The sequence below is a fragment of the Ensifer sp. 1H6 genome, from assembly GCF_001976035.1.
In the GTDB taxonomy this organism is placed as follows: Bacteria; Pseudomonadota; Alphaproteobacteria; order Rhizobiales; family Rhizobiaceae; genus Ensifer; species Ensifer canadensis.
This window is the reverse complement of record NZ_MOAI01000005.1, coordinates 267,683-293,777: the sequence shown is the minus strand read 5'-3', so window position 1 is coordinate 293,777 and position 26,095 is coordinate 267,683. Positions and strand designations below refer to the sequence as shown.

Below are 26,095 nucleotides of genomic sequence, written 5' to 3'. Positions count from 1 at the left end.
GCCATCTCGAACTCGACCTCGGCCGCAACCATCCGCATGCCGAAATCGAACTGCCACCCGAACGCACCACAACACAGGACCGCGCAAGGGTCGCATTCCGCCCGACAAAGTGGAAGTTGTTCAGGGAGGGGCAGCCCGTCGCGAAGTCGAAACGGGACGAAGCCGCCACCGAAAAACCGCGACTGGTCGCGCAAGCCTGACCTTGCAAGAGCGCCAGCCCTAGCCGGCGCTCTTTGGATCAATGATTACCGCCCGCGTCGTGTTCTAGGAAGGGACGGGCAGCGACAACGGCGCCAAGTCGCGCATTGGCCGCTTCTTGGGATCATTCTCAGGCGCCTTGCGGCACGCGTAATTCTGCGCGTCCTGTAGCAGCGCCACGGCTCCGTCGTAGTCGATTTTGGTCGCGCGCCCATGGCGCACGACGCATTGTCCATCGACATAGACTTCCTCGATAGCGCGCTCTGCCGCGCAATGCAGCAGATTGCGCAAGGGGTCGTAAACCGGCTGCATCGCGTGGTGTTTCAGGTCAACGATGAGAAAGTCGGCTTTTGCGCCGACGGCAATCCGGCCGATATCGTCACGGCCAAGCGCGCGGGCGCCCGCAAGCGTTGCCGTATCGAGAATATCCGCGGTCGATACGTCGAACACGGATTTGCCCGAAAGCCTCGCACAGATCATCGCCTGGCGCATTTCTTCAAGCATGTTGAAGGGATAGCTGTCAGTCCCGAGGGCGACGTTGACGCCGGCGCGGCGATAGCGCCCGACCGATTCCAGCGCCATGCCGCTGCGCGAGAACGTCACCGGGCAATGGGCGACCGTCGTGCGCCGCTCTGCCAGCAGGCCGAGATCGATATCGGTGCGCTGGCGCGTCCAGGAATGGCTGTCGAGGAAGATGCAATGGCCAAGGATCAGGTTGTCGCCGAGGATCCCCAGGCTTTCCAGATACTGCACCGCGGTCAGGCCAGTCCGGCGCAGCATTTCCTCATGTTCCGCCATGGTCTGGGCGGAGTGGATGGTGATCGGCATGCCGCGCTTGCGCGCCTCTGCGGCCGCGTCTTGCAGCAATTCGGCCGAGCAGGTCTCGATCTGCGATGGCGCCACCACCCCGCCAAGGCGTCCGGAGGGATGGGCTGCGGCAGTGTCGAGGACATCAAGCGCCCGGGCGAAAGCCTCGCGGCCTCGAGCCTTGTCCCAGATGAAATCAAGGCGATGGCTGTCTTCGACATGCCATTGCGCTTCGCGGAAGCCTGGAGCGACGAAGGCGCGAGCACCGCTTCGCGCCAAGGTCGGCAGCCAGCTTTCATGCGGCCCGGCAATGTCCAGCAGCGTGGTGACGCCGCTACGCATGAGGTCGCCGAGCATCACGGTCAACGACGCCTCGATCGCGCCATCGTCGATTTCCAGCAGGTTGGAATACTCGTAGAGGGCGTTGCCCCAAAGTGCTGCCGTACCCGCGTCTTCGAAGATGCCCTTGGAGATCGGTTCCTCGCCGGAGTGGCAATGCACATTGACGAAACCCGGCATCACCATCCGGTCGGCACCGGAGGTTTCGCTGGCAAAGGCGCCGTCATAATGTCCTCCGACATGGACGAAACCGGTATCGTCATAGGCGACGTCGACGTCGTTGAGATAGACATGGCTTTTCGTCTCGGTGTCGAAGCCGACAACCGTATGCGCCCTGCGGATGACGTGAATATTGCTAGTCATGCGTGGTCCTGAAATATTGCTCGAGGAAACGGCTATAAGCGCCCATTAATGCGCTGAAAAAGAAGTAAACGACCGCAGCAAAGACGTAGCCTTCGAGCACGGCGATGCCCTGCCATTGCGGATCGCGCATGGCGGTGCGCACGGTATCGAGAAAATCGAGCAGGCCGACAATCGTCACCAGGGTCGTATCCTGGAAAAAGCCGATGAACAGACCGACGAGCGGCGGGATAACCTTCTTCAGGGCTTGCGGCAGCACGATCTTGCGCATGATCTGCCAGTAATGCAGCCCGAGCGAATGGCCCGCCTCGATCTGCCCCTTGGGAACGGCCTGCAATCCGCCGCGAACGATTTCGGCGATGTAGGCGGCGGCAAAGAGAATGATCGCCACCTGGGCCCGCAGTAGTTTGTCGATGGTGACACCATCGGGCATGAACAGCGGCAGCATGACGGTCGCCATGAACAGGATGCTGATCAGCGGTACGCCGCGGACGATTTCGATGAAGCCGACGCCGAGAATGCGGATCGCCGGCAGGCTCGAAGCACGCGCAAGCGCAAGTGCAATGCCGAGCGGCAAGGCGCAGGCGAGCCCGACGAAGGAAAGCATGAACGACAGCGGCAGGCCGCCCCACTGGGTGGTCGGCACGACGGTCAACCCGAACAGGCCACCGGCCATCAGCGCGTAAAGCGTCGGCAGGATCACCACGATCCATGTGACCGCAAGCGCCCGGCCCCAAGTGCGCGGCACCATCGACACGCCGCAAGCGCCGAGAAACAGCAGCATCGCCGTGAGCGGTCGCCACTGCTCGTCGAAGGGATAGAAGCCGAAGAAGACATAGCGCAGCTTGGTCGACAGGAACGGCCAGCAGGCGCCGCTTGAAACCTTGCACTCCGCCGGCGTGCCGGAAAAGATCGCGTCGACGAACAGCCAACCGATCGCGAGCTTGGCAAGGCCGAAGATCGTGCCGAGGCAAAGGATGGTGATCAGTGCGTTGCCCGGCGTTCCGAAATAGGCGGAAAGCCAGGTACGGTTGCGCACCATCGGGCGGGCGGCGGGCGCCATCAGGATCGGGTCGGCAACGAAGCCTTCGAACTGGGCCATGGCTCAGCGCTCCCTCAGCGCAACGCGCGCGTTGTACCAGTTCATCACCAGCGAGATCAGGATGGACAGGCCGAGATAGACGGCCATGAAGATGGCAATGGCTTCGATGGCCTGGCCGGTCTGGTTCATGATGGTGTTGGAAACCATCACCAGATCCGGATAGCCGATGGCAATCGCGAGCGAGCTGTTCTTGAAGACCGTGAGATAGGTGTTGGTCAACGGCGGCACGATAATACGCAGCGCCTGCGGCAGGATGACGAGTTTCAGCGTGCGCGAGCGCGGCAGGCCGAGGGCCGTCGCGGCCTCCCATTGTCCCTTGCTGACGGCTTGAATGCCGGCGCGCACGATCTCGGCGACATTTGCCGAAGCGCTCAACGTCAGGCCGATCAGCAGTGCCACGAATTCCGGGCGCACGTGATAGCCGCCGGTCAGGCGGAACCGGCCGAGTTCGGGGACATCCATCGAGACCGAGATGTCGGCGAACAGCAGTGTTGCCGCCAGCGGCAGCAGGAAGGCAAGCGCCGCTATGGTGGCAACGGGCATCTCCTTGCCCGTGGCAATCCGACGACGCGCAAGGACGCGCTCGATCGCAACAGCGGCAGCGGCGCCGACGAACAGGGCGATGAGGAGCGATTCAAAGCCGCTCGCCCATCGCATGGCCGGCATGACCAGACCGCTATTTGACAGGAACACGCCCGGCAGCATCTCGATCGCCTGCTTTACCGGCGGGAAAACGGAGATGATCAGCGAATACCAGAGCAGCAGATAGAGGAGCAGCGGCACATTGCGCAGCGCTTCGACATAGGCAAGCATCAGGCGCGACAGGACCGGATTGTGCGACAGCCTGCCGATGCCGACGAGCACACCGAGGATCGTACCGAAGAAGACGGCGAGTGCCGAAACCTTCACGGTATTGGCGATGCCGACAAGGATGGCACGGCCGAATGTGTCGGTCGGCTCGTAGGCGATCGCAGTCTCGGTGATGACGAAACCTGCCTGACGCGCCAGGAAGCCGAAGCCGGTGGCAATATCCTGCTTGGCAAGGTTGGCGCTCGCGGTGCTGAACATCGCCCAGGCGACGAAGACAACAGCGCCGATCGCGATCGTTTGATAGAGGAAGGCGCGGATGCGCGCGTCATAAAACAGGGACATGGCGACACGTCTGCCGGGCAAAGGGGAACGTCGAAGACGAAAAAGGCCCGCGCCAGGGCGCGGGCCGACGAATATCAACGGAACGGCGGTGCGTAGAGCAGACCGCCCTCGCTCCAACGGGTGTTCGGCCCACGGGTCAGGCCAAGCGCGGTCTTGGTGCCGAGGTTGCGCTCGAACACTTCGCCGTAATTGCCGACGCCCTTGACGATGTTGTAGCCCCACTTGTTGTCGAGGTTGAGCATCTTGCCGAGCTCTTCGTTGACACCGAGCATGCGCTGGATTTCCGGATCCTCGCTCTTCGTCATTTCGTCGACATTGGCCTGGGTGATGCCGCGCTCTTCGGCCGCCATCAGCATCCAGACGGACCAGGAAACGATATCGCGCCAGTTGGAATCGTTCTGCCGGACCGACGGAGCGAGCGGCTCCTTGGAGATGGTCTCGGGAAGGACGACATAGTCGTCCGGATTGTTGGCAACCGCACGGATCGACGCCAGGTCAGACCGGTCGGACGAGATCGCCTCGCAACGGCCCGAGAAGAAGGCGTTGCGGTTTTCATCCGGGCTTTCGAAAACAACCAGTTCGAACTTGCCGCCGATCGTGCGGAAGAAATCGCTGAGGTTCTGGGCCGTCGTCGTGCCGGGCAGTGTGCAGATCGCTGCGTCCGTCAGCTCCTTGGCGCTGTTGACACCGAGCGACTTCGGCACCATCAACCCCTGGCCGTCATAGAATACCGTCGGGCCGAAATCGAGACCGAGCGAGACTTCGCGCGAGAAGGTATGGGTGGTCTGGCGCGACAGCATGTCGATTTCGCCTGACTGCAGAGCCTGGAACCGGGTGTTGATGTTCGTCAGAACGAAATCGACTTTTTCCGGGTCGCCGAAAACAGCCGACGCAACGGCACGGCACACGTCCACATCGAAACCCTGCATGTGGCCCTTGGCGTCAGCCGTCGCAAACCCGGGCGTGCTCATCGAGACACCGCAGATCAGCTTGCCGCGCGCCTTGACTGTCTCAAGCGTGGTGGCGGCGCTGGCGGTGAACGCCGTGAGGCCGACCACGATGCCTGCTGCGGTGGCGCAAAGTTGCAGAATTCTTTTCTTCATTTTCCCCTCCCGTTGACTTCGACAATCTCCGCCTCTGCGGGTCATGCGATCCACGTCGCATGCCTCCTCCCGCCTAGGCACACAGCGGATCAACCCGCCGTGTCACCAATTGCATACGATAGCCGGATACGAATGGCAACATTATTGTATACAATATTGACGCGTATAGTTTGGAGACACTATCGAGGTTATGGGGCATGTATTGCAGACCCGCCCGGCTTGCTTGGGGGGACAGCGTTGTCTGAGAGATCAAGTCGCAGCGAGTCCGTCTATCGGTTGTTGCGCAGGCCGTCCTGGAGCACGCGCTGAAGCCCTGCACCAAGCAATCCGAAGACACGATCGCCGATCATTTCAAGGTCAGTCGCACCAGCGTTCGCGGTGCATTCGTGCGCCTGAATGCCGAAGGTTTCGTCGATCTCAGTGCCGACAGGAGTGCGTGTGTCTCCGACCGCGGCCGCTCTCCATCCGCCTTGCCGGCGAATATCACATCCTGCTTGCCGAACTGACGGGACCCCGGCGCAGACACGGTTCGTGCGTGAGGTGGTCTCACGCTGCTTGTTGATCTTAGCCCGCTTCGCGCGTCTGCGACGGATGGACTTAAGGATTAAGGCAGAGCCGAATACGACGTTGTGTTCATCATCTGCGGCATGAACTGTCGTCGGGTGAGAATCTCAGACGTCTCTTCTCCCACACTATCCTGCAACGTTGCCGGTATGCGGGCGCGTCTTGCGAGGGAGGGAGTAAGCGATGCCAACAGAACTGGAATACATGAGCCGACAGGTTGCAGCGGGCCGCCTGTCACGACGGGAATTTTTGGGGAGGGCAGCGGCGCTCGGGGTGACGATCGCGTCTGCGCAGACATTGCTTGGCAGTGCCGCCCGTGCGGCGGGGCCAGTCAAGGGCGGGACGCTGCGGGCGGGCCTGGTCGGCGGCGAATCGACCAACAGCCTCGACCCTGCGACATGGGCGAGCCAGGTGCCATACACGCTCGGTCGCTGCTGGGGCGAGCAACTGCTGGAAGTCGCACCGACCGGCGAGATCGAGTACCGCCTGGCCGAGTCCTACGAGGCCTCCAGCGACGCAAAAACCTGGAGCTTCAAGATCCGCAAGGACGTCACCTTCCACAATGGCAAGCCTTTGACGCCGGCTGACGTGGTGGCAACGCTCGAGCGCCACGGCGATGCAGACTCGAAATCGGCGGCCCTGCCCTTTGTGCAGGAGTTCGAGACGATCAAGGCTGACGGCGACAATGTCGTGATCACCTTGCGGCAGCCCAATGCGGACATGCCCTATATCGTCAGCGACTACCACCTGATGATCCAGCCGAACGGCGGCAAGGACGATCCGACCGCCGGCATTGGCACCGGTCCTTACAAGGTTGTCGTGAACGAGGCGGGCGTAAAACACGTCGCTGAGCGCCACGAAGGCTATTGGGGATCGGCCGAACGCGGTCATGCCGACCAGATCGAAATCGTCGTCATCAACGATTCGACCGCGCGCACCGCGGCGCTGCAAAGCGGCCAGATGCATATGATCAACCGCATCGAGCCGAAGCTTGTCGAACTGATCAAGCGCCTTCCCGGCGTGGTCATCCGAAATGTGCCGGGCAAGGGGCATTACGTGTTCATTGCCCATTGCAACACCGCGCCGTTCGACAACAACGACCTGCGGCTGGCGTTGAAATATGCCGTCGACCGCGAGGAGATGGTGGCAAAGGTTCTCGGCGGTTATGGCACCGTCGGCAACGATACGCCGATGATCAATGGCTATCCGCTCTTCGACAACGACATCGAGCAGCGTGTCTTCGACCCTGACAAGGCGAAGTTCCACTACAAGAAATCCGGCCACGACGGCTCCGTGCTGCTGCGCACGTCCGACGTCGCCTTCCCCGGCGCCGTCGATGCCGCCCAGCTTTTCCAGATGAGCGCTGCCAAATGCGGCATCACCATCGACCTGAAGCGCGAACCGGGCGACGGCTACTGGTCGGATGTCTGGAACAAGCAGCCTTTCAGCATGTCCTATTGGACCGGCCGACCGACGCAGGATCAGGTCTATTCGATTGCCTATCTGTCGAAGGCCGAATGGAACGACACGCGTTTCCAGCGCGATGACTTCGACAAGTTGATCTTCGCCGCCCGCGGCGAACTCGACGAGGCCAAGCGCAAGGCGATCTATCGCCAGGCCGCAATGATGCTGCGCGACGAAGGCGGCGTCATCGTGCCGATGTTCAACAACTATATCGACGCCACCAACGACAAGGTCGGCGGGTGGGTCGACGATCCGAACGGCGAACTGATGGGCGGCCATGCCTTGACGAAGTGCTGGGTCACGGCCTGAACCAAGAGACGGCCGGAGGCCCTGATCAGGCTCTCCGGCTTTCATCAACGTCGCGAGCAGGCACCGCCATGGCGGCCCGCGTCTTTCAAGGGCAGCGCTCAGCGCATTTCCAGGAAAAGTGCGATGCCGCTTTCCGTCAGGAAATGCGTAAAAACAAACAGATAGAGCGTTTGTCCGGTTCCGTCTAAATCGGAAACGCTCTAGCGACGGTGGCGCAGCGACAGCAGGCCGTCATCGGCAATGCCTGCCTCGATATCATTGTAGCGGGCGAGCGTCAGGTGCGGCGTGTCTGCCGCGGCAGAGTGCGCGCCGGTGATCACGATGACTTCGGCGCCGGCGGCCTTGCCCGCGAGAATTCCGGCCGGAGCGTCTTCGAAAACGATGCAGTCTTCCGGCCGCACGCCAAGTTTTTCGGCGGCCAAAAGATAGCCCTCGGGATGGGGCTTGCCGACCGACACGTCTTCGCCGGTGATCATCAGCTTCGGCGTGGGAATACCTGCGGCCGCGAGGCGACGAACGGCAAGGTCGAGCGGCGCCGATGTGACGATCGCCCACTTCTCCGGCGGCAGTGAATTGAGGAAGGCGACAGCGCCCTCGATCTCGATGATGCCTTCGACGTCGGCGATTTCGGCGAGCGCGAGTTCGTGCGCCTCATGCTCCGGATCAACGCCCGGCAGTTCGAGCGTGCGGATCGTATCCACGGCGCGAACGCCATGTACCGTTTTCATCATTTCGACGGGGTCGAGCCCGTTCCGGACAGCCCAGGCGCCCCAGACGCGTTCGACGACGGCCATCGAGTTGAGCAGCGTGCCATCCATATCGAACAGGAGAGCGGCGAAGTTCTTGGCAAAGAGAGATGAAGGCGCGGTATCCAACGGTGATCCCCTGAAGCTGCAATGATGGGCGAGAAAGCCCGCCCGACAGTCCCGGCACACCTACAGCCTGGAGATCAGGGGCACAACGCAATTCGGTGTGCCCGTGATCATCTTCGGCAACGGTGAGTTACGAATGGTCAGCGCCACGCCCGGTGCTCAGAAAACCGATCGGGCCACCCGGAACGTCATCGTCAAAAATCGCGCAGGACAGACTGCCGCCAAACACGGCAGCCGAATCCACATTGGTCCGGTTGCCGACGGTGCGTGGATTGGAGCGGCTCGGCGTGTGGCCATGGCAAAGGTGTTTGCCCCAATAATCGCCGGAGTGATTGTCGGGCCGCCTGATCCACAGGAAGATTTCCTCGCCCTGGCGCTCCAGCGGCATGGTTTCATCGACGCCCGCATGGACGAAGATGCGAAACGGTTCGACGATAATGGAGGGAAGCTGCATCAGCCACTTCAAATGCGCTGCGGGAATAGTGTGATCGTAGGATGCCAGTGTCTCTTTGCCGCCGTTAAGCAGCCACCAGTCGACATCGCTCTCGCCGCTGCGTGCGCCGAGCAGCATTTCCTCGTGATTGCCCTTGAGCGTCAGCCAGGACCAGCCCTGCTTCTGCGGCCCTGCCATGATCAATTCAATCACGCCTCGGCTATCCGGGCCGCGGTCGATCAGGTCACCAAGAAAGATCACCCTGCCCTCGGGCGCATAGGTTTCGATCTGCCTCAGGAGCGCTTGAAGCTCGGTCAGACAGCCGTGGATATCGCCGACGGCAAAGGTCAGATGCTGCGCGCTCATGCGCCAGTCCTCCGGTACTCGACGAAAGGGTTGACGCCGCAACGGATGTTCGGCGCTTGGATGCGAGCGCCGATAGACTGCATGGATGGCAGAAACACGGCAAGGCCAGCGATGATCAAGCCGAAAAAGCAGCCAAGGCGCCGGTCAAGGATGGTGCGCCATCTTGGGCTCGATTTGAACCACTGAGAACCCACTGATTAACGGCGGGAGTTTCCCTTGGCAATCGCCGAGCTGGCAATGGAGACCGGATCGCTTGCCGGGAAGGTATCTTCGAGACCTTCGTCGAGTTGTTCTTCCATGGTTTTACGGTCATGTGCAGTCCGCGCATTGGGCATCGGGCGCAGCGCGGCGGCACTTGCGCGCGGATCTGGCGTATCCTGCAATTTTTCATCGGCTCCGAGCGCGGCGGACAGAATGTCCTTTGCCCTCGTCACCGCATTCAACCTGTTCAGCGATCCTTCCGCATCCTGCGGACATGTCACCGTGACGACCTCGCCCTCGGCGCCAACGAACTCGACCGTGAAGCCGGCCTTGCCGGCGCGTTCAGCGGAAACCTGTATTCCGACGACCTGCATCAGTCTCTCCCTCTGCAAAAGCATGGATCGCCGGCGCCGATTGGCGCTGGCGTCTTTGCCACCCTTCGTTTGCATTGCCGCACTGTGGCGCAAACGAGTGTCCATTCAGGGAAGTGCGCAGATGGTTGCTTTGTTCCACCGGTCGATCAGATTTGTACCGGATCCGCGGTCGGACCGATCGTTTAGAGCGCCTTCGCACCCGGCATGATCGTTGCCGGGACAATCGGCGCCGGCAGGTCTTTTGCCGTATCGGCGGCCTGGAAGGCGGAACCGTTCGATTTGCCGGGCGGATCCTGCCGGGTGCAGTTGGCGAAGGCATCAAGCTCGCGATTGTAGACCTTCGTCTCGACATCCATCATGCCAAGCACGGTGTGAAACAGGTTATCGTGCGATTTCGGCTGATCCGTCTCCTTGGCAAGGCAGCTTGTGTCGACGCCCATTGCCGCCTGATACGGTTTCGAGAACCATGTGACGAAGGGAACCTGAGTCTGCTCGCGCGGCGCGATCGCATAGGGCGCGCCGTGCAGATAGATACCGTTCTCGCCAAGGGATTCGCCGTGGTCGGACATGTAGATCATCGCGCCAGAGATGTCGTTCTGATGCTTCTCCAAGAGGCGGGAAACGCTTGCCAGCACATGGTCCGTGTAGAGGATGCTATTGTCGTAGGCGTTGGTGATTTCTTCGACTGAGCATTTCATCAGCTCAGCTGTGCGGCAATCCGGTTTGAACTTCCGGAACTTTTCCGGATAACGCAGATAGTAGGATGGGCCATGGCTGCCGAGCTGGTGCAGCACGATAACGCTGTTCGACTTGGTCGCCGTCAGCTTCTTGTCCAGTTCGCCGAGGAAAATCTCGTCAAGGCATTCGCCATTGTTGCACAGCGGGCTGTTCTTCTGGTTCGTCATGCTGGCGAAGCTGATGAGGTCGGCAATGCCCTTGCTGCCGGTATTATTGTCCCACCAGGACACAGAAACGCCGGCGCGGGTCAGAACGTTCACGAGGTTTTCGGTCGAGCGGGCCTTCCACTCCGTATACTCGTTGCGCGGATAGACCGAGAACATGCAGGGAAGCGAGATCGCCGTTGCCGTGCCGCAGCTCGTCGTGTCGGTATAGTTGATCGCGCCGAGAGATTTGAGCTCCGGATTGGTTTCCCTGCCATAACCGTTGAGCGAGAAGTTCATCGCCCTGGCGGTTTCACCGGCAACGACGACCACGACAACCGGCTTGCCCGCCGCGGCGACACGCGCACCCTGCCGGGCGTCAGTGCCTAACGGCTGCACGGCAATATTGCGCTCCTTATAGGTCGAGGATGCGTATTTTAACGCAGCGGAAACCGGCCCGGTGGGATTGAAGCGCTTCATCAGATCCTTGTGCTCGCGAATGACATAGGCAACGCTTGCAAAATCCGAATAGATCAGCCCGCCGCTGACGAGCACGCAGGGAATGACAATGGCAAGAGTGGTTGCTGTCTTGGGCAGGACCCGCTGGTGGCGTACCTTGACCCAGACCACGAACAGTGAAGGAACGACAGCATAGAGAAACAGATGCAGCACCAAGCTGCCGGTCAACAGATGGCTCGCCTCGGCCTGCGTCGTCACGGCAGCGTTGCCGATCATGTCCTTGTCGATGATTACTCCGAAGTAATCGATGAAATAGGCAGCCGCCGCGGAAGCGACTATGAGAAAGATCAACACCGGCTTCATGATGTACTTGGCCGACACCAGCATCATACCCGCGAAGGTTGCGAGCGTCATTGCGGCGCCGAAGGACAAAAGCGACAGTCGCGAGTGATCGAAGTAGATCGCAGCGTGCGTCCAGAAGGAATTGTTGGTGATAGCGAGCAAATAAACGCTGACGATTGCACTGAGCGTAATGCTGCCGAGCTCTGGCCGGCGGATTTTCGTGACCATCAAAACAGTCTTCTCCTGCTGCGACTGCCGGGCCGATTTTGCTTTACGGCCGATGCTGTCGCGGGCATCCAGTAGAGGCGGAGGCCACGTCATGCGGGCTCGCCGGTTCGACTACAGCCTGCCCCTGCTCTGTCGAGATACGCCCCATAAGCTGTCGAAACCCCGTCAAGATTGCTCATTACCTCTGCGGCACCCGCTTTGGTTGGCGTGCGCGGGGGAGTTGGCAGCCCTTGAGAAAGCCCATATGGTCGAACGAAGAATGGTCATGCCGAGACGACTCGATGCGCCTGCTCCTGGTTGAAGACAGTCCGCGACTGGTAGAACTGGTCGGAGAGACCATGCGCGATGCGGGCTGGCGGCTCGACGCCGTTTCGAGCGTTTCGGACGCTGAAGCGGCAATCGCGGCTCAGGAACACGACCTGATTCTGCTTGACCTCGGCCTGCCGGATGGCGACGGCCTGACACTGCTGCGCCGCGTTCGCCAGGAATATCCGGGGCTGCCCGTCTTGATCATCACGGCGCGAGGATCGGTCGATGAGCGCATTGCCGGACTGGATGCCGGCGCCGACGACTATCTGGTCAAGCCCTTTCATCACCGGGAGCTCTTGTCGCGTTGCCGAGCGATGTTGCGGCGCAATCCGCAAGCGGTGCAGCCGGTTCTCGAGGCAGGCGCCCTACGCTACGACCCTGCAACCGCGGACCTGACATGTGACGGCATTGTTGTACCGCTACCGCCGCGAGAACGCTCGCTGATCGAAATCCTGATGCGCGAGGTCGGCCGGGTCGTTCCGAAGCGCAGGCTGGAAACCGCACTTTCGGAATATGGCCAGGAGATTAGCCCCAATGCGCTGGAGTTGGCCGTTTCCAGGGTGCGCAAACGGCTGCAAGTCTACGAGACCGGCATCCAGATCGAGACCGTACGCGGGATCGGCTATCTGCTCAGGCGGGCCTTATGAAGCACTCGTCGCTGATCGGCATCGTTGCCCGCCGCATCGTGGCGTTCTCGCTACTCGCCATGGCAATCCAGATCGGCGTCGTCTTTGCAGATTACTGGTTCGACGACGACAAGCTCAGCGTTCTCATGCTGCAACAGGAGACGGAGGCTCTTTCGCGTGCCATCCACGTCCGCGACGGCGTTGTAAGTTTCGAACCGGATCGCGAACTGAGGGAACGCTATATCGACCGCCATGATCGCGATGGCTCGATCTTCCTCAGGGTCCGAACGGAGACGGGTACGCCGCTCTATTCAAACTGCACGACGGAATGCGCCGAGCATTTTCTTCCAATGAGCATCGACGCGCCGAATTTTTGGAAACGCGAAATTCAACCAGGCAAACCGTTCAGCGTCGCCGGCGGACAAACCTTCGAGCGTGCCGGGGCGACTGTCCTGGTCGAACTGGCGATCCTGAGGGACCCGAACGGCTTCATGTACGGCGCACTGCTGCACGAGATGTTCGATTCCATGATCGTGCCGATGACCTTGATGTTCTGCCTCGTCATCGGCGCGACGATCTGGTCGATCCGCAGCGCATTGAAACCGGTGGCCATGGCGGCTGCGGCGGCAGATCGGTTGGATCCCCGCGATAGCGTGCTCGGCTGCCACTCACCCGCATGCCCGAGGAGATCGCTCGCCTGGTCAGTGCCGTCAACCGCATGCTGGCGCGGGTCGCCGACCTGGTCCAATCCCAGAAACTGTTCTCCTCCTCCATAGCGCACGAGATCCGCACCCCCGTTTCGATCGCAAAAATGGAACTCAGCCACATCAACGACCCTCGCGCCCGCAATGCCGAACGTGACCTCGATGCCCTCACGCATATTCTCGAGCAGCTGACCTCGCTTGCCCGGGCCGATGCCGTCGACCCTTCGGCCTATCAATCGGCCAGCCTCTCGCAGATCGGTGCGAGCCTCGCAGAGGCGATCGCGCCATTTGTCTTTGATCACGACAAATCGCTGGAATTCGTCGACGAAGGAACGCCTGCGGTCACGGTTATCCCGGCGCTCGTCGAAAACATGCTGCGCAACCTGATCGAGAACGCGGTCAAGCATAATCCGCCGGGCACCCGCATTGTGCTGACCTGCGGCCCTGGCGCGATCGTCAGCGTCGAGGACAACGGCAAGGGGCTCGTCGATCTTCCGGAACATCACGAAGATCTCGGCTATATCAAGCGTACGGGACAGCTCGGCCTCGGCTTGAAAATCGTCCAGCGCATCAGTGAGCTGCATGCCGCCCCGATCGCCTTCGAGACCGCATCGGATCAAGGCACGAAGATTACCATCGACTTCTCTGCCGCCCGATCGGATGGGTCGCAGACCTGACGACCGATACGCGGGAGGCCGAGGCCCGCGATGCTTCCGACGCAGGCGCCGTGCATATATTTTAATCCGTCGCGTTTTTTTGGATGTGGATTTCCTGCCCAATTCTCCGTCATGTGCTATTGGGCTGGGCAATTAGTCATTCTGCCGCCCGCGAGTTGCCATGTCGAAGGCCAGTGCCTATCTCAAGCGTTTCATCCCATCGCTCGTCCCCGTCAGCCATATGGAGCGGCTGCGCGCGTCGCTTGGCGCGCTTGTCGGCATTCTCCTGACCGGCCTCGTCAGCACTCTGGCACTTGGTGCCGATGCCAATCTGCCCCTGCTGATCGCGCCGATGGGCGCTTCCGCGGTCCTGCTGTTCGCCGCGCCGTCCAGTCCGTTGGCGCAGCCCTGGTCCATCCTCGGCGGCAACATCGTGTCGTCGCTGATCGGCGTCACCTGCGCGTTTCTCATTCCGGAACCGGTGGTCGCGGCGGCCGTTGCCGTTGGACTTGCGATCGCCATCATGCTGTTGCTCGGCTGCCTTCATCCGCCGAGCGGCGCGGTCGCCCTCACCGCCGTGCTTGGCGGCACATCGATCCATGAGGCCGGCTACTGGTTCGTGCTGTCGCCGGTCGCGATCAATTCCGCGCTCATCCTCGTCGTCGCGCTGTTGTTCAACAACGCCACCGGCCGCCGTTATCCGCACCTAGCGCCCGCCGGCAACACGCACCGCACCGATGACCCGCCGCCGATGCAGCGTCTCGGCATCGTGCCGGAAGATTTGCAGGCGGTGCTGGCGCAATATGGCGAAGTTGTCGATATCAGCCCGGACGAACTCGATGCGCTCATTCATCAGGCGCAGATCCGCGCGTTCAATCGGCGCTCGGGCGAAATCACCTGCGGCGAAGTCATGTCACGCGACGTGGCGACGGCGACGCCGGAAACCTCACTGCGCAAAGCCTGGCAGACATTGCTCGAGCACGACATCAAGGCCCTGCCGGTGGTCACGGAAAAAGAAGGCCTCGTCGGCATCGTCACCCAGACCGACTTCATCAAGCATACGATGCTGGCACAGCACGGCGGCCTCAGGCAGCGCCTCGGCAACGTCATCGGATTCGGCCCGAAGCCACCACGGCTGGTTTCCGAGATCATGACGCGTCGCGTCCAATCGGCACTGCCGGAAACGATGATCGCCAAGCTCGTCCCGCCGATGGCTGACATGGGCCTGCACCACATGCCTGTTGTCGACGCCGACAACCGATTGGTCGGCATCATCACGCAATCCGATCTGATCGCCGCCCTTTTCCAGCGAAGGCTGGAAAATGACGAGCGCGACGTCGCGTAGTCTCGCACTTTAGCGTTGGGCCTTTCGAGGGCGACACTGCCAAGCCATCTTCTAGAAAAATGGCGCGCGATCCGTCGGCTTGCTTTTATGCACATTCATTCGATTGACTTAATCACTCGAATGCCGCAATGTGCGCACGTGATGAAAAACAAAAACTCCCAGCCCACACCAAAACCCGATCGCGGCGACCTCACCAAAGAGAAGCTGCTTTCGACCTCGATCGACGTCTTTGGACGCTATGGCTTTGACGGGGCAAGTACTCGAAAACTCGCAGATGCGGCCGGCGTCAACCTGCAGGCGATCCCCTACTACTTCGGCGGCAAGGAAGGCCTCTACATCGCCGCAGCCGAGCATCTGGCGGCGATCATCGGCGGGCATGTCGCCGATCTGCGAACCGTGATCTTGGAACGCCTTGCACGGCTTGATGCGGAAGGTGGCGCCATGAGCCCAACGGAGGCACGCGCCTTGCTGACGCAGATGGCCCAGCGCATGGTCGGCCTGTTCGTCAGCCGGCAGTCCGAGAGCTGGGCCCGGTTCATCATCCGCGAGCAGATGGAGCCGACGGAAGCCTTCGCACGGGTTTACGAAAACATCATGGGGCCGATGATCGGCATTGCCGGCCGACTGGTCGGCGCGATCCTTGGTGAGGACCCGGCATCGGAGCAGGTCCGGCTGAAGACGCTGTCTTTCGTCGGCAGCATCCTCGTCTTCCGCATGGCGCATGCCGCACTGCTACGGCAGATGCGGTGGGAGGCCGTCGGCCCCGCCGAACTGGAGATGCTGCAGCGCCATGCCGCCGGCCTCGTCGAAGCGCTCGGAGAGAATGGGGAGCGCCGCCCATGAACCGGAAAGTACTCATCCCGGTCGTCCTCCTCGCCGGAGCAGTCGCTGCCGGCTGGTGGTTCGAGCTACCCTTGCGGCTTGGATGGACCGAACAGCGCTCGGCCTCAGTGCTTTACGGCAATGTCGATATCAGGCAGGTGTCTCTCGGCTTTCGCGTGAGCGGGCGCATCGACAAGCTTGCTGTCGACGAAGGAGATCCAGTCAAGACGGGCGATATCCTCGGCAGCCTCGACGCCACGCCTTTTCAACAGGCGGTCGACGCGGCCGAGGCGGACCTCGGTGCGCTGCGCGCCAATCTTGAAAAGCTGAAAGCCGGTGCACGCAAGACCGAGATCGCTCAGGCGCGCGCCGCCCACGAGGAGCGTCTCGCCGATCTCCAGAATGCCGAGCTCGCCTATAAGCGCGCCCGACAATTGCGGCCGAATGGCACGATTTCGCAAGCGAATCTCGACGAAGCAAGCGCCGCTCGCGCCGCGGCGGCCGCTCGCGCCACCTCCGCCCGCGAAGCACTTGCACTGCTTGAGGAAGGAAGTCGGGTCGAAGACATCGCGGCTGCCACCGCACAGGTGCAGGCTGCCGAAGCCAAGCTTGCCAGCGCGCGCACTTCGCTTTCCGATACGCAGTTGCTGGCGCCGAGCGACGGCATCGTGCTTTCCCGTGTACGCGAGCCCGGCGCGATGATTGCGCCAGCAGATACCGCCTATGTGCTTTCGCTGAATGAGCCCGTCTGGGTTCGCGCCTACGTCGCCGAACCCGACCTTGGCCGTGTGCATCCCGGCATGAAAGTCGAGATCGTCTCGGATACGGCCCCGGACCGGCCCTATGAGGCAACGGTAGGCTTTATTTCTCCGGTTGCCGAATTCACGCCGAAGTCGGTCGAAACGCCGGAACTGCGCACCGATCTCGTCTACCGCCTGCGTATCGTGGTAACCAAACCGGGAGAGGATCTGCGCCAGGGCATGCCCGTCACCGTACGTCTGCCACCGGCTGAAGGGCGCGTGCCATGACCGACGAACCCTTCGTTCGGATCTCCGGCGTGGTAAAGCGCTTTGGCGAGCGCGCGCCCGCGCTCGATCATATCGACGGGGAAATTCTCGGCGGTCGCATCACCGGCCTGGTCGGCCCCGACGGTGCGGGAAAAACCACCCTGATCCGGTTGATGACCGGCCTGATGCTGCCCGACGAGGGCACGGTGGACGTGCTGGGCTTCGACACCGCGAAGGATCCCGCCAGCATTCAGGCGTCCATAGGCTATATGCCGCAGCGCTTCGGCCTTTATGAAGATCTGAGCGTGCAGGAAAACCTCGATCTCTATGCGGACCTGCGCGGCCTTCCGCTCGCCGAACGCACTGCGACATACGACGAGTTGCTCGAATTCACCGACCTCAAGCGCTTTACGTCGCGCTTGGCGGGCAAGCTTTCCGGTGGCATGAAGCAGAAGCTCGGGCTTGCCTGCGCGTTGCTCCGCAAACCACGCCTGCTGCTGCTCGATGAGCCGGGCGTCGGCGTTGACCCGATTTCCCGACGTGACCTCTGGAAGATGGTCGAAAACCTGACGGCCTCCGGCATCGGCGTTGTCTGGTCCACGGCCTATCTCGACGAGGCGGAGGCCTGCGACGGGGTGATGCTGCTGAACGAGGGCAAGCTGCTTTTTGCCGGCGCGCCCGCCGAGTTGACGGGGCGCGTCGCCGATCGTGTCTTCAAGATTTCCGGCATCACGGGACGCCGCCGCGAGGTGCTTGCGCGATATCTCGACGAAGACGGCGTCGTCGACGGTGTCATCCAGGGGGAAGCTATCCGCCTTGTCATGGCATCAGGGGTAGCCCCGCCATCGGCATCGCCAGAGAGGAACGACGCCGCGCCGCAAGCGACGGTGACGCCGCCGCGTTTCGAAGATGCATTCATCGACATGCTCGGCGGCGGTCCGGGCGGTCGCTCGAAACTGGCCGAGGCGCAGACGCCGTTTAGGAACGAGAACGGCAGGCCAGTGATCGAGGCCCATGGCCTGACAAAGCGCTTTGGCGATTTCACCGCTGCCGACGACATCACCTTCGAGATTCCACGTGGCCAGATTTTTGGACTTCTCGGGCCCAATGGCGCCGGAAAATCGACGACGTTCAAGATGCTCTGTGGACTGTTGAAGCCGAGCGCCGGCGAAGGACGCGTCGCCGGCTTCGACCTGCGCCGCGACGCCGCCGAAGCGCGCAACCGCCTTGGCTACATGGCTCAAAAATTCTCGCTCTACGGCGATCTCAGCGTCGCGCAGAACCTGAATTTCTTTGCCGGTGTCTATGGCCTGTCCGGCGAGCGCAAGCGGGAGCGGACGCGATTGATGGTCGAGATTTTCGGTTTCGGCCGTCTGCTCGACATGTCCGCCAAGGACCTGCCGCTCGGCCTCAAGCAACGCCTTGCCCTTGCCTGCGCCGTTTTGCACGAACCGGAAGCGCTGTTCCTTGACGAGCCTACCTCGGGCGTCGATCCAATCACCCGTCGCGAGTTCTGGACCCACATCAATGGCCTCGTCGAAAAGGGCGTGACGGTGCTGGTCACCACCCACTTCATGGACGAGGCAGAGTATTGTGATCGGATCTCGCTCATCTATCGCGGGCGCTCGATCGCGCTCGGCTCGCCGGACGACCTGAAGAAGCAGGTGGCCGATGCGGCCAACCCCGACCCGACGATGGAAGACGCCTTTATCGCCCTGGTGCAGGGGTCTGAAGAAAAACAGGCCGCGGCATGAATACGTCGGCACAAATCGAAACGCCGACGACCGGACGCGGACGCCGCTTTGCAGCACTTGTGCGCAAGGAGAGCTACCAGATCGTCCGCGATCCGAGCAGCATCCTCATCGCCTTCGTCCTGCCACTGATCCTCTTGTTCCTGTTCGGCTACGGCGTATCGCTCGATACCACGCAAACGCGCATCGGCCTGGTGGTGGAGCAGGAGATGCCCCTGACGCGCGATCTCGCCGCAGGCTTTCAGGCATCGCGCTACTTCTCCGTCAGTCTCGGCCGTGACCGTCGCGATTTCGAAGACGATCTCGTGCTCGGGCGTATCCGTGGGATCGTCATCATCCCTGCCCGCTTTGCCGCCGATCATGCCGCCGGACGACACCCGGCATTACAGGTTCTCGTCGATGGCTCGGATCCGAACACCGCCAACTTCGTGCAGAACTATGCCCAGGCTACAGTCGCCAACTGGGAGCGCCAACGGCTCGAGGAGGATGCCGGCCGGCCGCCGGCAATCTCCGCGGAGCAACGGTTCTGGTTCAACCCGGAGCTGACGAGCCGGAACTTCCTCGTGCCCGGCTCGATCGCCATCGTCATGACCCTCGTCGGCACGCTTTTGACCTCACTGGTCGTCGCGCGCGAGTGGGAGCGCGGCACGATGGAGGCGATGATGGCAACGCCCGTATCGGCAGCGGAGCTGCTCGCCGGCAAGCTGTTGCCCTATTTTCTGCTCGGGCTGGCGTCGATGACGCTCTGTGTACTTCTCGCGGTCTTCCTTTTCGGCGTCCCGTTCCGCGGCTCCGTTGCAGCCCTGTACGCGCTTTCGGCGACGTTCCTGATGCCGGCGCTCGGCCAGGGTCTTCTGATTTCCGCGGCCACCAAGAACCAGTTCCTGGCCTCGCAGCTTGCGCTGATCTCGGCCTTCTTGCCGGCCTTTCTGCTGTCCGGATTCCTGTTCGAGATCAACTCGATGCCGACTGTCATCCAATGGATCACCTTCATCGTGCCAGCCCGTTATCTCATTCCGAGCCTGCAAACGGTGTTTCTGGCAGGCGACATCTGGCCGATGTTCCTGCAGGCGATCGCCGTCATGCTGCTGATCGGCTGCGTGTTTTTCGCGCTCGCGGCCCGAAGCACCCGCAAGAGGATTGGTTGACATGTGGTGGACCCGGCTCAAGGCGCTGATCGTCAAGGAACTGCTGGCAGTGCTGCGCGACCCCAAGGGCCGCGCAATCCTGATCGGACCGCCGATCGTGCAGCTTCTGGTGTTTTCCTATGCGGCTACGCTCGAGGTGACCAATGTCGACGTCATGGTTCTCAATCGCGACAACGGCCATTGGGGACAAGAACTGGTCGAACGGATCGACGGCTCCCCGACGTTTCGAAGCATCGCGTTCACCGATGATCAGCATGAAGTTCGCGACGCCATCGACAGGCAACGCACTATTGCCGCCCTGGAGATCGGCCCAACCTTCTCGCGCGACATAGAAGCTGGCCAGCCCGCCAAGGTCCAGATTATTCTCGACGGGCGTCGGTCGAATGCGTCCCAGATCGTCTCCGGCTATCTCGGACGCATCGTCGGCACGCTCGCCGCCGATACGCCGGCCGGCAAGCGCGTGTCGTCCGAGGCGATCACGGTCGTGGCCCGAAACTGGTTCAATCCCAACCTCACCTATCAATGGTTCATGGTGCCCAATCTGGTTGCCAGCATTGCGCTGTTGATCGGGTTGATCGTCACGGCGCTCTCGATAGCGCGCGAACGGGAGCTTGGCACCTTCGACCAGTTGATGGTGTCGCCGTTGCGCACCCACGAGATCCTGATCGGCAAGCTGATCCCGCCGATGATGATCGGGTTGTTCCACATCACCGTCTATATTCTCGCCGCCGTCTTCATCTTCGGCGTGCCGCTGCGTGGCTCGCTGTTCCTGCTCTACGGCAGCGCAGTGTTCTATCTCGCCGCCGTTGTCGGGCTCGGCCTGTTCATTTCCGCATTGTCGATGACACAGCAGCAGGCAATCCTCGGCGCCTTCCTGTTCATGGTGCCGGCAATGCTGCTCTCCGGCTTCGCCACGCCGATCGAGAACATGCCCGCCTGGCTGCAGCCGGTCACGCTCGTCAATCCGCTGCGTTACTTCCTGGTGATCGTGAAGGGCGTATTCCTCAAGGACATCCCGCTGGCCGAGGTCGTGCGCCAGACGATTCCGCTCTGCGTCATCGCCCTTGTCACGCTCTCGGCCGCTTCATGGCTGTTCCGCCGCCGGCTGGAATGAATATCAACCCTTGATGAAACGCTCGATCGCAGAGATTTCATTCTGGCGGATGTCGTGCCCACCGGCATGCCATTCGATCTCGGTGGCGGTGCCCTGCGCCTTGAAATAGTCCGCCAATGCCTGCGTCTGAGGCGCCGGGCAAATCGGATCGCGCTCCCCGGCCGTGATCAGAACTTGACGCCCCGCGAGCGCTGCATTGTCTCTGGGGCGGAACGGGATTAGCGGATGCATCAGGATAGCCTTGTCGAATAGGCCGTTCTCGATCAGCACGTTGGCAAGAATGTTCGCGCCGTTCGAATAGCCGAGCCCAATGACCTCGGATGCCTGGTGTTCGCCTGCGACGGCCCTGACGAATTCGGCCATCTTTTTGGTTGCACGGGATAGGTCCGCCATGTCGTAGACGCCCTCGCCTGTCCGCTTGAAGAAGCGGGCAGCGCCATGCTCCGACACGTCGCCACGCGGCGAAATGATCGTCGCTTCCGGCATCAGCTGGGTTCCGAAGGTGAAGAACTGGTTTTCGTCGCCGCCCGTGCCGTGGAAGACGAAGAAGATCGGATTGCCGGGCTCGCCGGCCTTCAGTTTATGGACGTAGCCGTGATCTGCCATGGAAAGTCTCCTTATTGCTTGCCGGATGTGGCATCGGCGGCGTCGCCCGCCGCCGTGCGCTTCAGCCAATAGATTTAGGCTTCCAGCTTCTGCAGATGGTTTTCGAGAACCGGGCGCAGGTGCTTGTGCTGTTGCGGCAGCTTCAGCGCCTCGCCGAGATGGGCCAGATCCTCATCACGGTTGAAGCCCGGCTCGTTGGTGGCGATCTCGAACAAGACCCCGCCCGGCGTGCGGAAGTAGATGGCCCAGAAGTAATCGCGGTCGATCACCGGGGTGACCTGGTAGCCGGTGTCCATCAGCGCCTTGCGGACTTCGAGCTGCTTTTCGCGATTGTCGACGGCAAAGGCGATGTGATGAACGGAACCCGCCCCCTGAGCGGCACGGTTGAGGTTCGGCATGGTCTCAAGGTCGATCAGGCCCGCGCCGTTGCCATCAGGCATAATCAGGCGGGTGACGCCGTCCTTACGGTCCAGCTCCTCGTAGCCCATGAACTTCAGAAGTTCCGCTGTCGCCCCTTCGTCGCGCAGCCGCATTGCGGCCGAATGGAAGCCGTGGATTGCATGGTCTTGCGAAACGCCGCCATCCGTCCAAGGCGACCGCGGATCGTCGCGCACTTCGACCAGCGCAAAGCCGTCACCATCAGGGCCTGCAAAGTTCAAACGCTTTTCACCGAAGGTCTCTTCATCCTTGAGCCCGCTGACGCCGAGGCTCGACAGCCGCTCGCGCCAGAAGCCGAGTGCGCCCTCGGGAACGGAAAAGACGGTGGTCCCGACTTCGCCCGTGCCGGCACGTCCGCGCGGCATCTGCGGGAAAGGAAAATAGGTCATCACCGTGCCGGGCGTGCCGGCTTCATCACCATAGTAGAGATGATAGACGTCGGGGGAATCGAAGTTCACCGTCTTCTTGACGCGACGCATGCCCAGTGTCTTCGTGAAGAACTGATTGTTGGTGAACGCGTCGTCCGCCATCGATGTAACGTGGTGCAGGCCCTTGATCTGATTGAGCATTGCCGTGATCCTTTCTCTGCCCGCCAAGACCGGGCTTTGTCATGACGCATAGATGCGCCCATCCGGATCGTTGCGAAAGACGGCCGCGACCAAACGCATTGTCAACATACCGTTGACGACTGGAGAAAATCGTTGAACGAATAGCGAGCAGACGATCCGTGCCTTGTGGGTGGATCGGCTGCTGCTTAAGATCGGCATCGGCCACATTGTGGCTGTCGGGAACGTGCGGGAGGAGGAGCCCAGACATTCCGTGAAATACCGCCTGGTTGTTGCTGTCATCCTGCTGCCGCTGGCGGTTGCCGCGCTTGCCTGGCAAGGCAATGCTGTGGCCACGCGCAGCTATCTCGATGAAGCATCGGCGCAGGCAAATACGGCGCTCAGGCTCGCAGTGGCGGCCCTCGATGGTCACCTCAACCGCTACCAGGCTCTGCCCGCTTTGATCGCCGACCACGACGACATCCGTGAACTTGCGACACGACCGCGCGACCGCCGGCTGAGAGAGGCCGTGAACGCCTATCTCAAAGATATCAATGCACTTCTCAACTCATCCGATATCTATGTGATCACGCCGGACGGCGACACGATTGCTGCCAGCAACTATGACGGTCCGACGAGCTTCGTCGGGCAGAATTTCAGCTATCGCCCCTATTTTCAGGAAGCCCTGCGCGGGCAGCAATCCCGCTTCTACGCACTCGGCACGACATCGTTGAAACGCGGCTACTATTTCGGCTCGCCAATCCGCGTGGGTGACGACATTCGCGGCGTCATCGTCTTCAAGGTGGATATCGAGAGCATCGAGGCATCCTGGCAGGGAGGCGAATACAAGATCTTCGTTTCCGACCCGGAGGGCATCATTTTCATGTCCGGCACGCCGGAATGGCTCTATGCGTCAGTCCTGCCGCTGACCCCGGAGCGGCTTGCACGCACGGAGACATCAAGGCGCTATGCCAATGCCACCTTGCGCGCACTGCCTGTCGCGCGCACCAGCCTCACTGATCACGACCTGATGACGATCGCGTCCAGCGACACTAGCCGGGAGTACCTGCTACTGTCGCAATACATGGCCGATGCCGACTGGACTGTGAATGTGCTGACCGACACGGCATCCGTCCGCACCCAGGCGCTGACCACCGTCATCGCTGCCCTTCTGCTTCTATGCCTCACCGGCCTTGCCGCCGCCATTCTCTGGCAGCGCCGCTCCCGCCTCAACGAGCGCATCTCGATGCAGGCGGAAGCCCAGGCCGAACTCGAGCGACGCGTCGACGAACGCACCGCGGACCTTGCGCGCGTCAACGTGCAGATCGAGGAAGAAGTCGCCGAACGGCGCCAGACCGAGCAACAATTGCGTCGGACCCAGGCGGACCTCATCCAGGCGGGTAAGCTCGCCGGCCTCGGCCAGATGTCAGCGGCGCTTTCGCACGAATTCAACCAGCCACTGGCGGCGGCAAAAACCTATGCCGACAGCGCAGCCTTGCTGATCGAGCGTGGGCGGGCCGAAGAGGCGAGTGACAACATCCGGCGCATCTCCGGCCTGGTCGACCGCATGGCGGCAATCAGCCGGCATCTGCGCAATTTTGCGCGCAAGCCCAACGAGAAGCTGGGGCCGGTGTTGATCGAGGATGTCGTGCGCGACACGATGGAGATCGTCGCCGTCAGGCTGAAGGCGGCTGCGGCCGACATCGACATCGACCTTGGTCCAGCGCCGCTGGTAGTGCGCGCCGGTTCTGTCCGTCTGCAACAGGTGCTGGTCAATGTCATCTCCAACGCAGCCGATGCGGTCGAGGGGCTGGACGATCGCCACATCCGGCTTCGCGCCTGGAGCGACGGCGACAAGGTCGTGCTCGCGGTCAGCGACCGCGGTCCCGGCGTACCTGCGGCGATCGCCGAGCGCATCTACGACCCATTCTTTTCGACCAAAGGCGTCGGCAAGGGACTAGGCCTTGGCCTGTCCATTTCCTACAACATCGTCAAGGACTTCGGCGGCAGCCTGACTGCCACGAACCTTGCCGAAGGCGGTGCGGAATTCCGCATCGAACTTCCCGTCGCCAATGAGCAGGGCCAGGAGGCCGCCGAATGATCGAGAGCCGCGTCCTGCTTGTCGATGACGAAGAGGAGTTGCGCCATTCGAGTGCGCAGGCGCTGGAACTCGCCGGCTTCCGCGTCGATACCTTCGCGAGCGCAGAACACGCCCTGGAGTTCATCGGCTTCAGCTTTCCCGGTGTCGTCATCAGCGACATCCGGATGCCGGGCATGGACGGGATGACATTCCTGCAGCGCATCCGCGAGATCGACGTCGAGGTGCCGGTGATCCTTGTCACCGGCCATGGCGACGTTCAACTGGCCGTGCGTGCCATGCGCGAAGGCGCCTATGATTTCGTCGAAAAGCCCTTCACCGCACAGATGCTTGCCGGCACCATTCGCCGCGCGCTCGACTGGCGCGCACTGGTACTCGAAAACCGGCGGCTCAAGGCGGTGGCCGGCAAGCGCGACGACATTGAACAACGCCTGCCCGGCCGCAGTCAGGTCATGGTCGATCTGCGCTATCGGGTCCGCGCAATCGGCGCCTCTGATGCCGACACCTTGATCATCGGCGACACCGGCGTCGGCAAGGAGGTCGTGGCCCGCACCCTGCACGATCTGAGCGGCCGGGCAAACAATCCCTTCATCGCCATCAACTGTGCAGCCCTGCCCGAAAACCTGATCGAGAGCGAGCTTTTCGGACATGAGCCAGGCGCGTTTCCCGGCGCGATCCGTCCACGCTACGGCAAGTTCGAACATGGGCGCGGCGGCACCATCCTGCTCGACGAGATCGGCTCGATGCCGATCGATCTGCAGGCCAAGTTTCTGCGCGTCCTGCAGGAGCGCGTGATCACGCGGCTCGGCTCCAACGAGGTGGTGCCGCTGGATGTACGCTTCATCGCTACCAACAAGGTCGATCTCGAGCAGGAGGTGGCCGCCGGCCGCTTCCGGCCCGACCTTCTCTATCGCCTCAATGTCGCGACGCTGCGCGTGCCGCCGCTGACGCAGCGTCGTGCCGACATTCCGCTCTTGTTCCTGCAGCTCGTACGGGAATCCGCGGCTCGTTACGGCCGCGATGAAGTCGAGGTATCGCAGAACCTGCTGGCCGAGATGGCGGAACGCAACTGGCCGGGCAACGTGCGCGAATTGCGTAACGCCGCCGAAAGGCTGGTTCTTGGGCTGGATACGGCCTCGAACGAAATCAACTCGTCCGAGCCGAACAGCGGCCGTTTGGCCGACAAGGTCGCAGCGTTTGAGAAGGGGCTGATTGCCAATGCCATAGCCACCTACGGCGGCGCCCTGAAGCCCGTATACGAGTCGCTCGGCATCTCACGGAAAACGCTCTACGAGAAGATGCAGAAATTTGGCCTCGACAAGAAGCTCGTTGCGACGGACATGTCTGGCGAAAGCGACGGGCGGTAACGTCG

General features: G+C 61.8%; 20 protein-coding genes and 2 pseudogenes. 12 read left to right on the top strand and 10 right to left on the bottom strand.

From position 1 onward, the window contains the following. A pseudogene (locus tag BKP54_RS36410) lies at positions 1-200 on the top strand (sulfate ABC transporter ATP-binding protein); the annotation flags it as partial. Positions 201-264: 64 nt separating this feature from the next. Here BKP54_RS36410 and BKP54_RS08635 read toward each other — a convergent pair. The 4 genes from BKP54_RS08635 to BKP54_RS08620 all read right to left on the bottom strand — a co-directional run bounded on the left by BKP54_RS08635 (position 265) and on the right by BKP54_RS08620 (position 5,061). Next, a complete protein-coding gene (locus tag BKP54_RS08635) occupies positions 265-1,707 on the bottom strand; it encodes an amidohydrolase family protein (RefSeq protein WP_057211208.1) in 1,443 nt (480 codons plus the stop codon). Then, positions 1,700-2,806 carry an amino acid ABC transporter permease gene (locus tag BKP54_RS08630; protein WP_198956823.1) on the bottom strand — a complete coding sequence of 369 codons (1,107 nt, stop codon included), beginning with the start codon at positions 2,804-2,806 and terminating at the stop codon, positions 1,700-1,702. Before BKP54_RS08630 ends, BKP54_RS08635 begins: the two co-directional genes overlap by 8 nt. Before the next feature lie 3 nt (positions 2,807-2,809). Further along, complete coding sequence (locus BKP54_RS08625; RefSeq protein ID WP_057211210.1) at positions 2,810-3,958, bottom strand: ABC transporter permease subunit; 1,149 nt, start codon at positions 3,956-3,958, stop codon at positions 2,810-2,812. 74 nt (positions 3,959-4,032) lie between these two features. Next, positions 4,033-5,061 (bottom strand): amino acid ABC transporter substrate-binding protein, encoded by a 1,029-nt coding sequence (locus tag BKP54_RS08620; protein ID WP_057211213.1) that lies wholly within the window; start codon positions 5,059-5,061, stop codon positions 4,033-4,035. A 747-nt stretch (positions 5,062-5,808) separates the two neighbouring features. Between BKP54_RS08620 and BKP54_RS08610 the strand changes: the two genes are divergently transcribed. Continuing rightward, the gene (locus BKP54_RS08610; protein ID WP_057211215.1) at positions 5,809-7,398 is read left to right on the top strand and encodes an ABC transporter substrate-binding protein; all 1,590 of its coding nucleotides are present in this window, start codon (positions 5,809-5,811) and stop codon (positions 7,396-7,398) included. A gap of 200 nt (positions 7,399-7,598) precedes the next feature. Here BKP54_RS08610 and BKP54_RS08605 read toward each other — a convergent pair whose 3' ends face one another. From BKP54_RS08605 to BKP54_RS08590, 4 genes are all read right to left on the bottom strand, one after another. Beyond that, positions 7,599-8,273 (bottom strand): HAD family hydrolase, encoded by a 675-nt coding sequence (locus tag BKP54_RS08605; protein WP_057211217.1) that lies wholly within the window; start codon positions 8,271-8,273, stop codon positions 7,599-7,601. A gap of 127 nt (positions 8,274-8,400) precedes the next feature. Then, positions 8,401-9,069 carry a metallophosphoesterase family protein gene (locus tag BKP54_RS08600; protein WP_025428707.1) on the bottom strand — a complete coding sequence of 223 codons (669 nt, stop codon included), beginning with the start codon at positions 9,067-9,069 and terminating at the stop codon, positions 8,401-8,403. A 197-nt stretch (positions 9,070-9,266) separates the two neighbouring features. Then, the gene (locus tag BKP54_RS08595; protein ID WP_025428706.1) at positions 9,267-9,644 is read right to left on the bottom strand and encodes a hypothetical protein; all 378 of its coding nucleotides are present in this window, start codon (positions 9,642-9,644) and stop codon (positions 9,267-9,269) included. A gap of 182 nt (positions 9,645-9,826) precedes the next feature. Then, the gene (locus tag BKP54_RS08590) at positions 9,827-11,557 is read right to left on the bottom strand and encodes a phosphoethanolamine--lipid A transferase (protein ID WP_025428705.1); all 1,731 of its coding nucleotides are present in this window, start codon (positions 11,555-11,557) and stop codon (positions 9,827-9,829) included. Positions 11,558-11,835: 278 nt separating this feature from the next. Here BKP54_RS08590 and BKP54_RS08585 point away from each other — a divergent pair, with 278 nt between their 5' ends. From BKP54_RS08585 to BKP54_RS08550, 8 genes and pseudogenes are all read left to right on the top strand, one after another. Beyond that, positions 11,836-12,510, top strand: a complete 675-nt coding sequence (locus tag BKP54_RS08585) for a response regulator transcription factor (RefSeq protein ID WP_025428704.1) — start codon at positions 11,836-11,838, stop codon at positions 12,508-12,510. Then, a pseudogene (locus BKP54_RS08580) lies at positions 12,507-13,870 on the top strand (HAMP domain-containing sensor histidine kinase). The gene BKP54_RS08585 and the pseudogene BKP54_RS08580 overlap by 4 nt, the downstream one beginning before the upstream one ends. A gap of 160 nt (positions 13,871-14,030) precedes the next feature. Continuing rightward, entirely contained in the window at positions 14,031-15,194 is a 1,164-nt protein-coding gene (locus BKP54_RS08575; protein ID WP_057226606.1) for an HPP family protein, read from the top strand. Between the two features lie 141 nt (positions 15,195-15,335). Beyond that, a complete protein-coding gene (locus tag BKP54_RS08570; RefSeq protein ID WP_107027242.1) occupies positions 15,336-16,037 on the top strand; it encodes a CerR family C-terminal domain-containing protein in 702 nt (233 codons plus the stop codon). Further along, positions 16,034-17,044, top strand: coding sequence for a secretion protein HlyD (gene hlyD, locus BKP54_RS08565; RefSeq protein WP_025428700.1), 1,011 nt, complete (start codon positions 16,034-16,036; stop codon positions 17,042-17,044). The genes BKP54_RS08570 and hlyD overlap by 4 nt, the downstream gene beginning before the upstream one ends. Next, the gene (locus tag BKP54_RS08560) at positions 17,041-18,777 is read left to right on the top strand and encodes an ATP-binding cassette domain-containing protein (RefSeq protein ID WP_084814351.1); all 1,737 of its coding nucleotides are present in this window, start codon (positions 17,041-17,043) and stop codon (positions 18,775-18,777) included. The genes hlyD and BKP54_RS08560 overlap by 4 nt, the downstream gene beginning before the upstream one ends. Further along, positions 18,774-19,922, top strand: a complete 1,149-nt coding sequence (locus BKP54_RS08555; RefSeq protein WP_025428698.1) for an ABC transporter permease — start codon at positions 18,774-18,776, stop codon at positions 19,920-19,922. Before BKP54_RS08560 ends, BKP54_RS08555 begins: the two co-directional genes overlap by 4 nt. 1 nt (position 19,923) lies before the next feature. Beyond that, entirely contained in the window at positions 19,924-21,036 is a 1,113-nt protein-coding gene (locus BKP54_RS08550) for an ABC transporter permease (RefSeq protein WP_025428697.1), read from the top strand. Between the two features lie 3 nt (positions 21,037-21,039). Here the strand turns inward: BKP54_RS08550 and BKP54_RS08545 are convergent, their stop codons facing one another. Together BKP54_RS08545 and BKP54_RS08540 are read right to left on the bottom strand one after the other, a co-directional pair. Continuing rightward, positions 21,040-21,642, bottom strand: a complete 603-nt coding sequence (locus BKP54_RS08545; RefSeq protein ID WP_025428696.1) for an alpha/beta hydrolase — start codon at positions 21,640-21,642, stop codon at positions 21,040-21,042. A 74-nt stretch (positions 21,643-21,716) separates the two neighbouring features. Continuing rightward, entirely contained in the window at positions 21,717-22,649 is a 933-nt protein-coding gene (locus BKP54_RS08540; RefSeq protein ID WP_025428695.1) for a VOC family protein, read from the bottom strand. A 250-nt stretch (positions 22,650-22,899) separates the two neighbouring features. Between BKP54_RS08540 and BKP54_RS08535 the strand changes: the two genes are divergently transcribed. Both BKP54_RS08535 and BKP54_RS08530 read left to right on the top strand, forming a co-directional pair. Then, positions 22,900-24,726: a sensor histidine kinase gene (locus tag BKP54_RS08535; RefSeq protein ID WP_025428694.1), complete on the top strand. Its 1,827-nt coding sequence runs from the start codon at positions 22,900-22,902 to the stop codon at positions 24,724-24,726. Next, positions 24,723-26,090, top strand: coding sequence for a sigma-54 dependent transcriptional regulator (locus BKP54_RS08530; RefSeq protein ID WP_025428693.1), 1,368 nt, complete (start codon positions 24,723-24,725; stop codon positions 26,088-26,090). The genes BKP54_RS08535 and BKP54_RS08530 overlap by 4 nt, the downstream gene beginning before the upstream one ends. Positions 26,091-26,095: the final 5 nt, after the last annotated feature.

Excerpts from the sequence above, each read along its gene's own strand:
- BKP54_RS08635 (WP_057211208.1), bottom strand. The coding sequence starts at position 1,707 with ATGACTAGCAATATTCACGTCATCCGCAGGGCGCATACGGTTGTCGGC.
- BKP54_RS08630 (WP_198956823.1), bottom strand. The coding sequence starts at position 2,806 with ATGGCCCAGTTCGAAGGCTTCGTTGCCGACCCGATCCTGATGGCGCCC.
- BKP54_RS08625 (WP_057211210.1), bottom strand. The coding sequence starts at position 3,958 with ATGTCCCTGTTTTATGACGCGCGCATCCGCGCCTTCCTCTATCAAACG.
- BKP54_RS08620 (WP_057211213.1), bottom strand. The coding sequence starts at position 5,061 with ATGAAGAAAAGAATTCTGCAACTTTGCGCCACCGCAGCAGGCATCGTG.
- BKP54_RS08610 (WP_057211215.1), top strand. The coding sequence starts at position 5,809 with ATGCCAACAGAACTGGAATACATGAGCCGACAGGTTGCAGCGGGCCGC.
- BKP54_RS08600 (WP_025428707.1), bottom strand. The coding sequence starts at position 9,069 with ATGAGCGCGCAGCATCTGACCTTTGCCGTCGGCGATATCCACGGCTGT.
- BKP54_RS08595 (WP_025428706.1), bottom strand. The coding sequence starts at position 9,644 with ATGCAGGTCGTCGGAATACAGGTTTCCGCTGAACGCGCCGGCAAGGCC.
- BKP54_RS08585 (WP_025428704.1), top strand. The coding sequence starts at position 11,836 with ATGCGCCTGCTCCTGGTTGAAGACAGTCCGCGACTGGTAGAACTGGTC.
- BKP54_RS08575 (WP_057226606.1), top strand. The coding sequence starts at position 14,031 with ATGTCGAAGGCCAGTGCCTATCTCAAGCGTTTCATCCCATCGCTCGTC.
- BKP54_RS08570 (WP_107027242.1), top strand. The coding sequence starts at position 15,336 with ATGAAAAACAAAAACTCCCAGCCCACACCAAAACCCGATCGCGGCGAC.
- hlyD (WP_025428700.1), top strand. The coding sequence starts at position 16,034 with ATGAACCGGAAAGTACTCATCCCGGTCGTCCTCCTCGCCGGAGCAGTC.
- BKP54_RS08560 (WP_084814351.1), top strand. The coding sequence starts at position 17,041 with ATGACCGACGAACCCTTCGTTCGGATCTCCGGCGTGGTAAAGCGCTTT.
- BKP54_RS08555 (WP_025428698.1), top strand. The coding sequence starts at position 18,774 with ATGAATACGTCGGCACAAATCGAAACGCCGACGACCGGACGCGGACGC.
- BKP54_RS08550 (WP_025428697.1), top strand. The coding sequence starts at position 19,924 with ATGTGGTGGACCCGGCTCAAGGCGCTGATCGTCAAGGAACTGCTGGCA.
- BKP54_RS08545 (WP_025428696.1), bottom strand. The coding sequence starts at position 21,642 with ATGGCAGATCACGGCTACGTCCATAAACTGAAGGCCGGCGAGCCCGGC.
- BKP54_RS08540 (WP_025428695.1), bottom strand. The coding sequence starts at position 22,649 with ATGCTCAATCAGATCAAGGGCCTGCACCACGTTACATCGATGGCGGAC.
- BKP54_RS08530 (WP_025428693.1), top strand. The coding sequence starts at position 24,723 with ATGATCGAGAGCCGCGTCCTGCTTGTCGATGACGAAGAGGAGTTGCGC.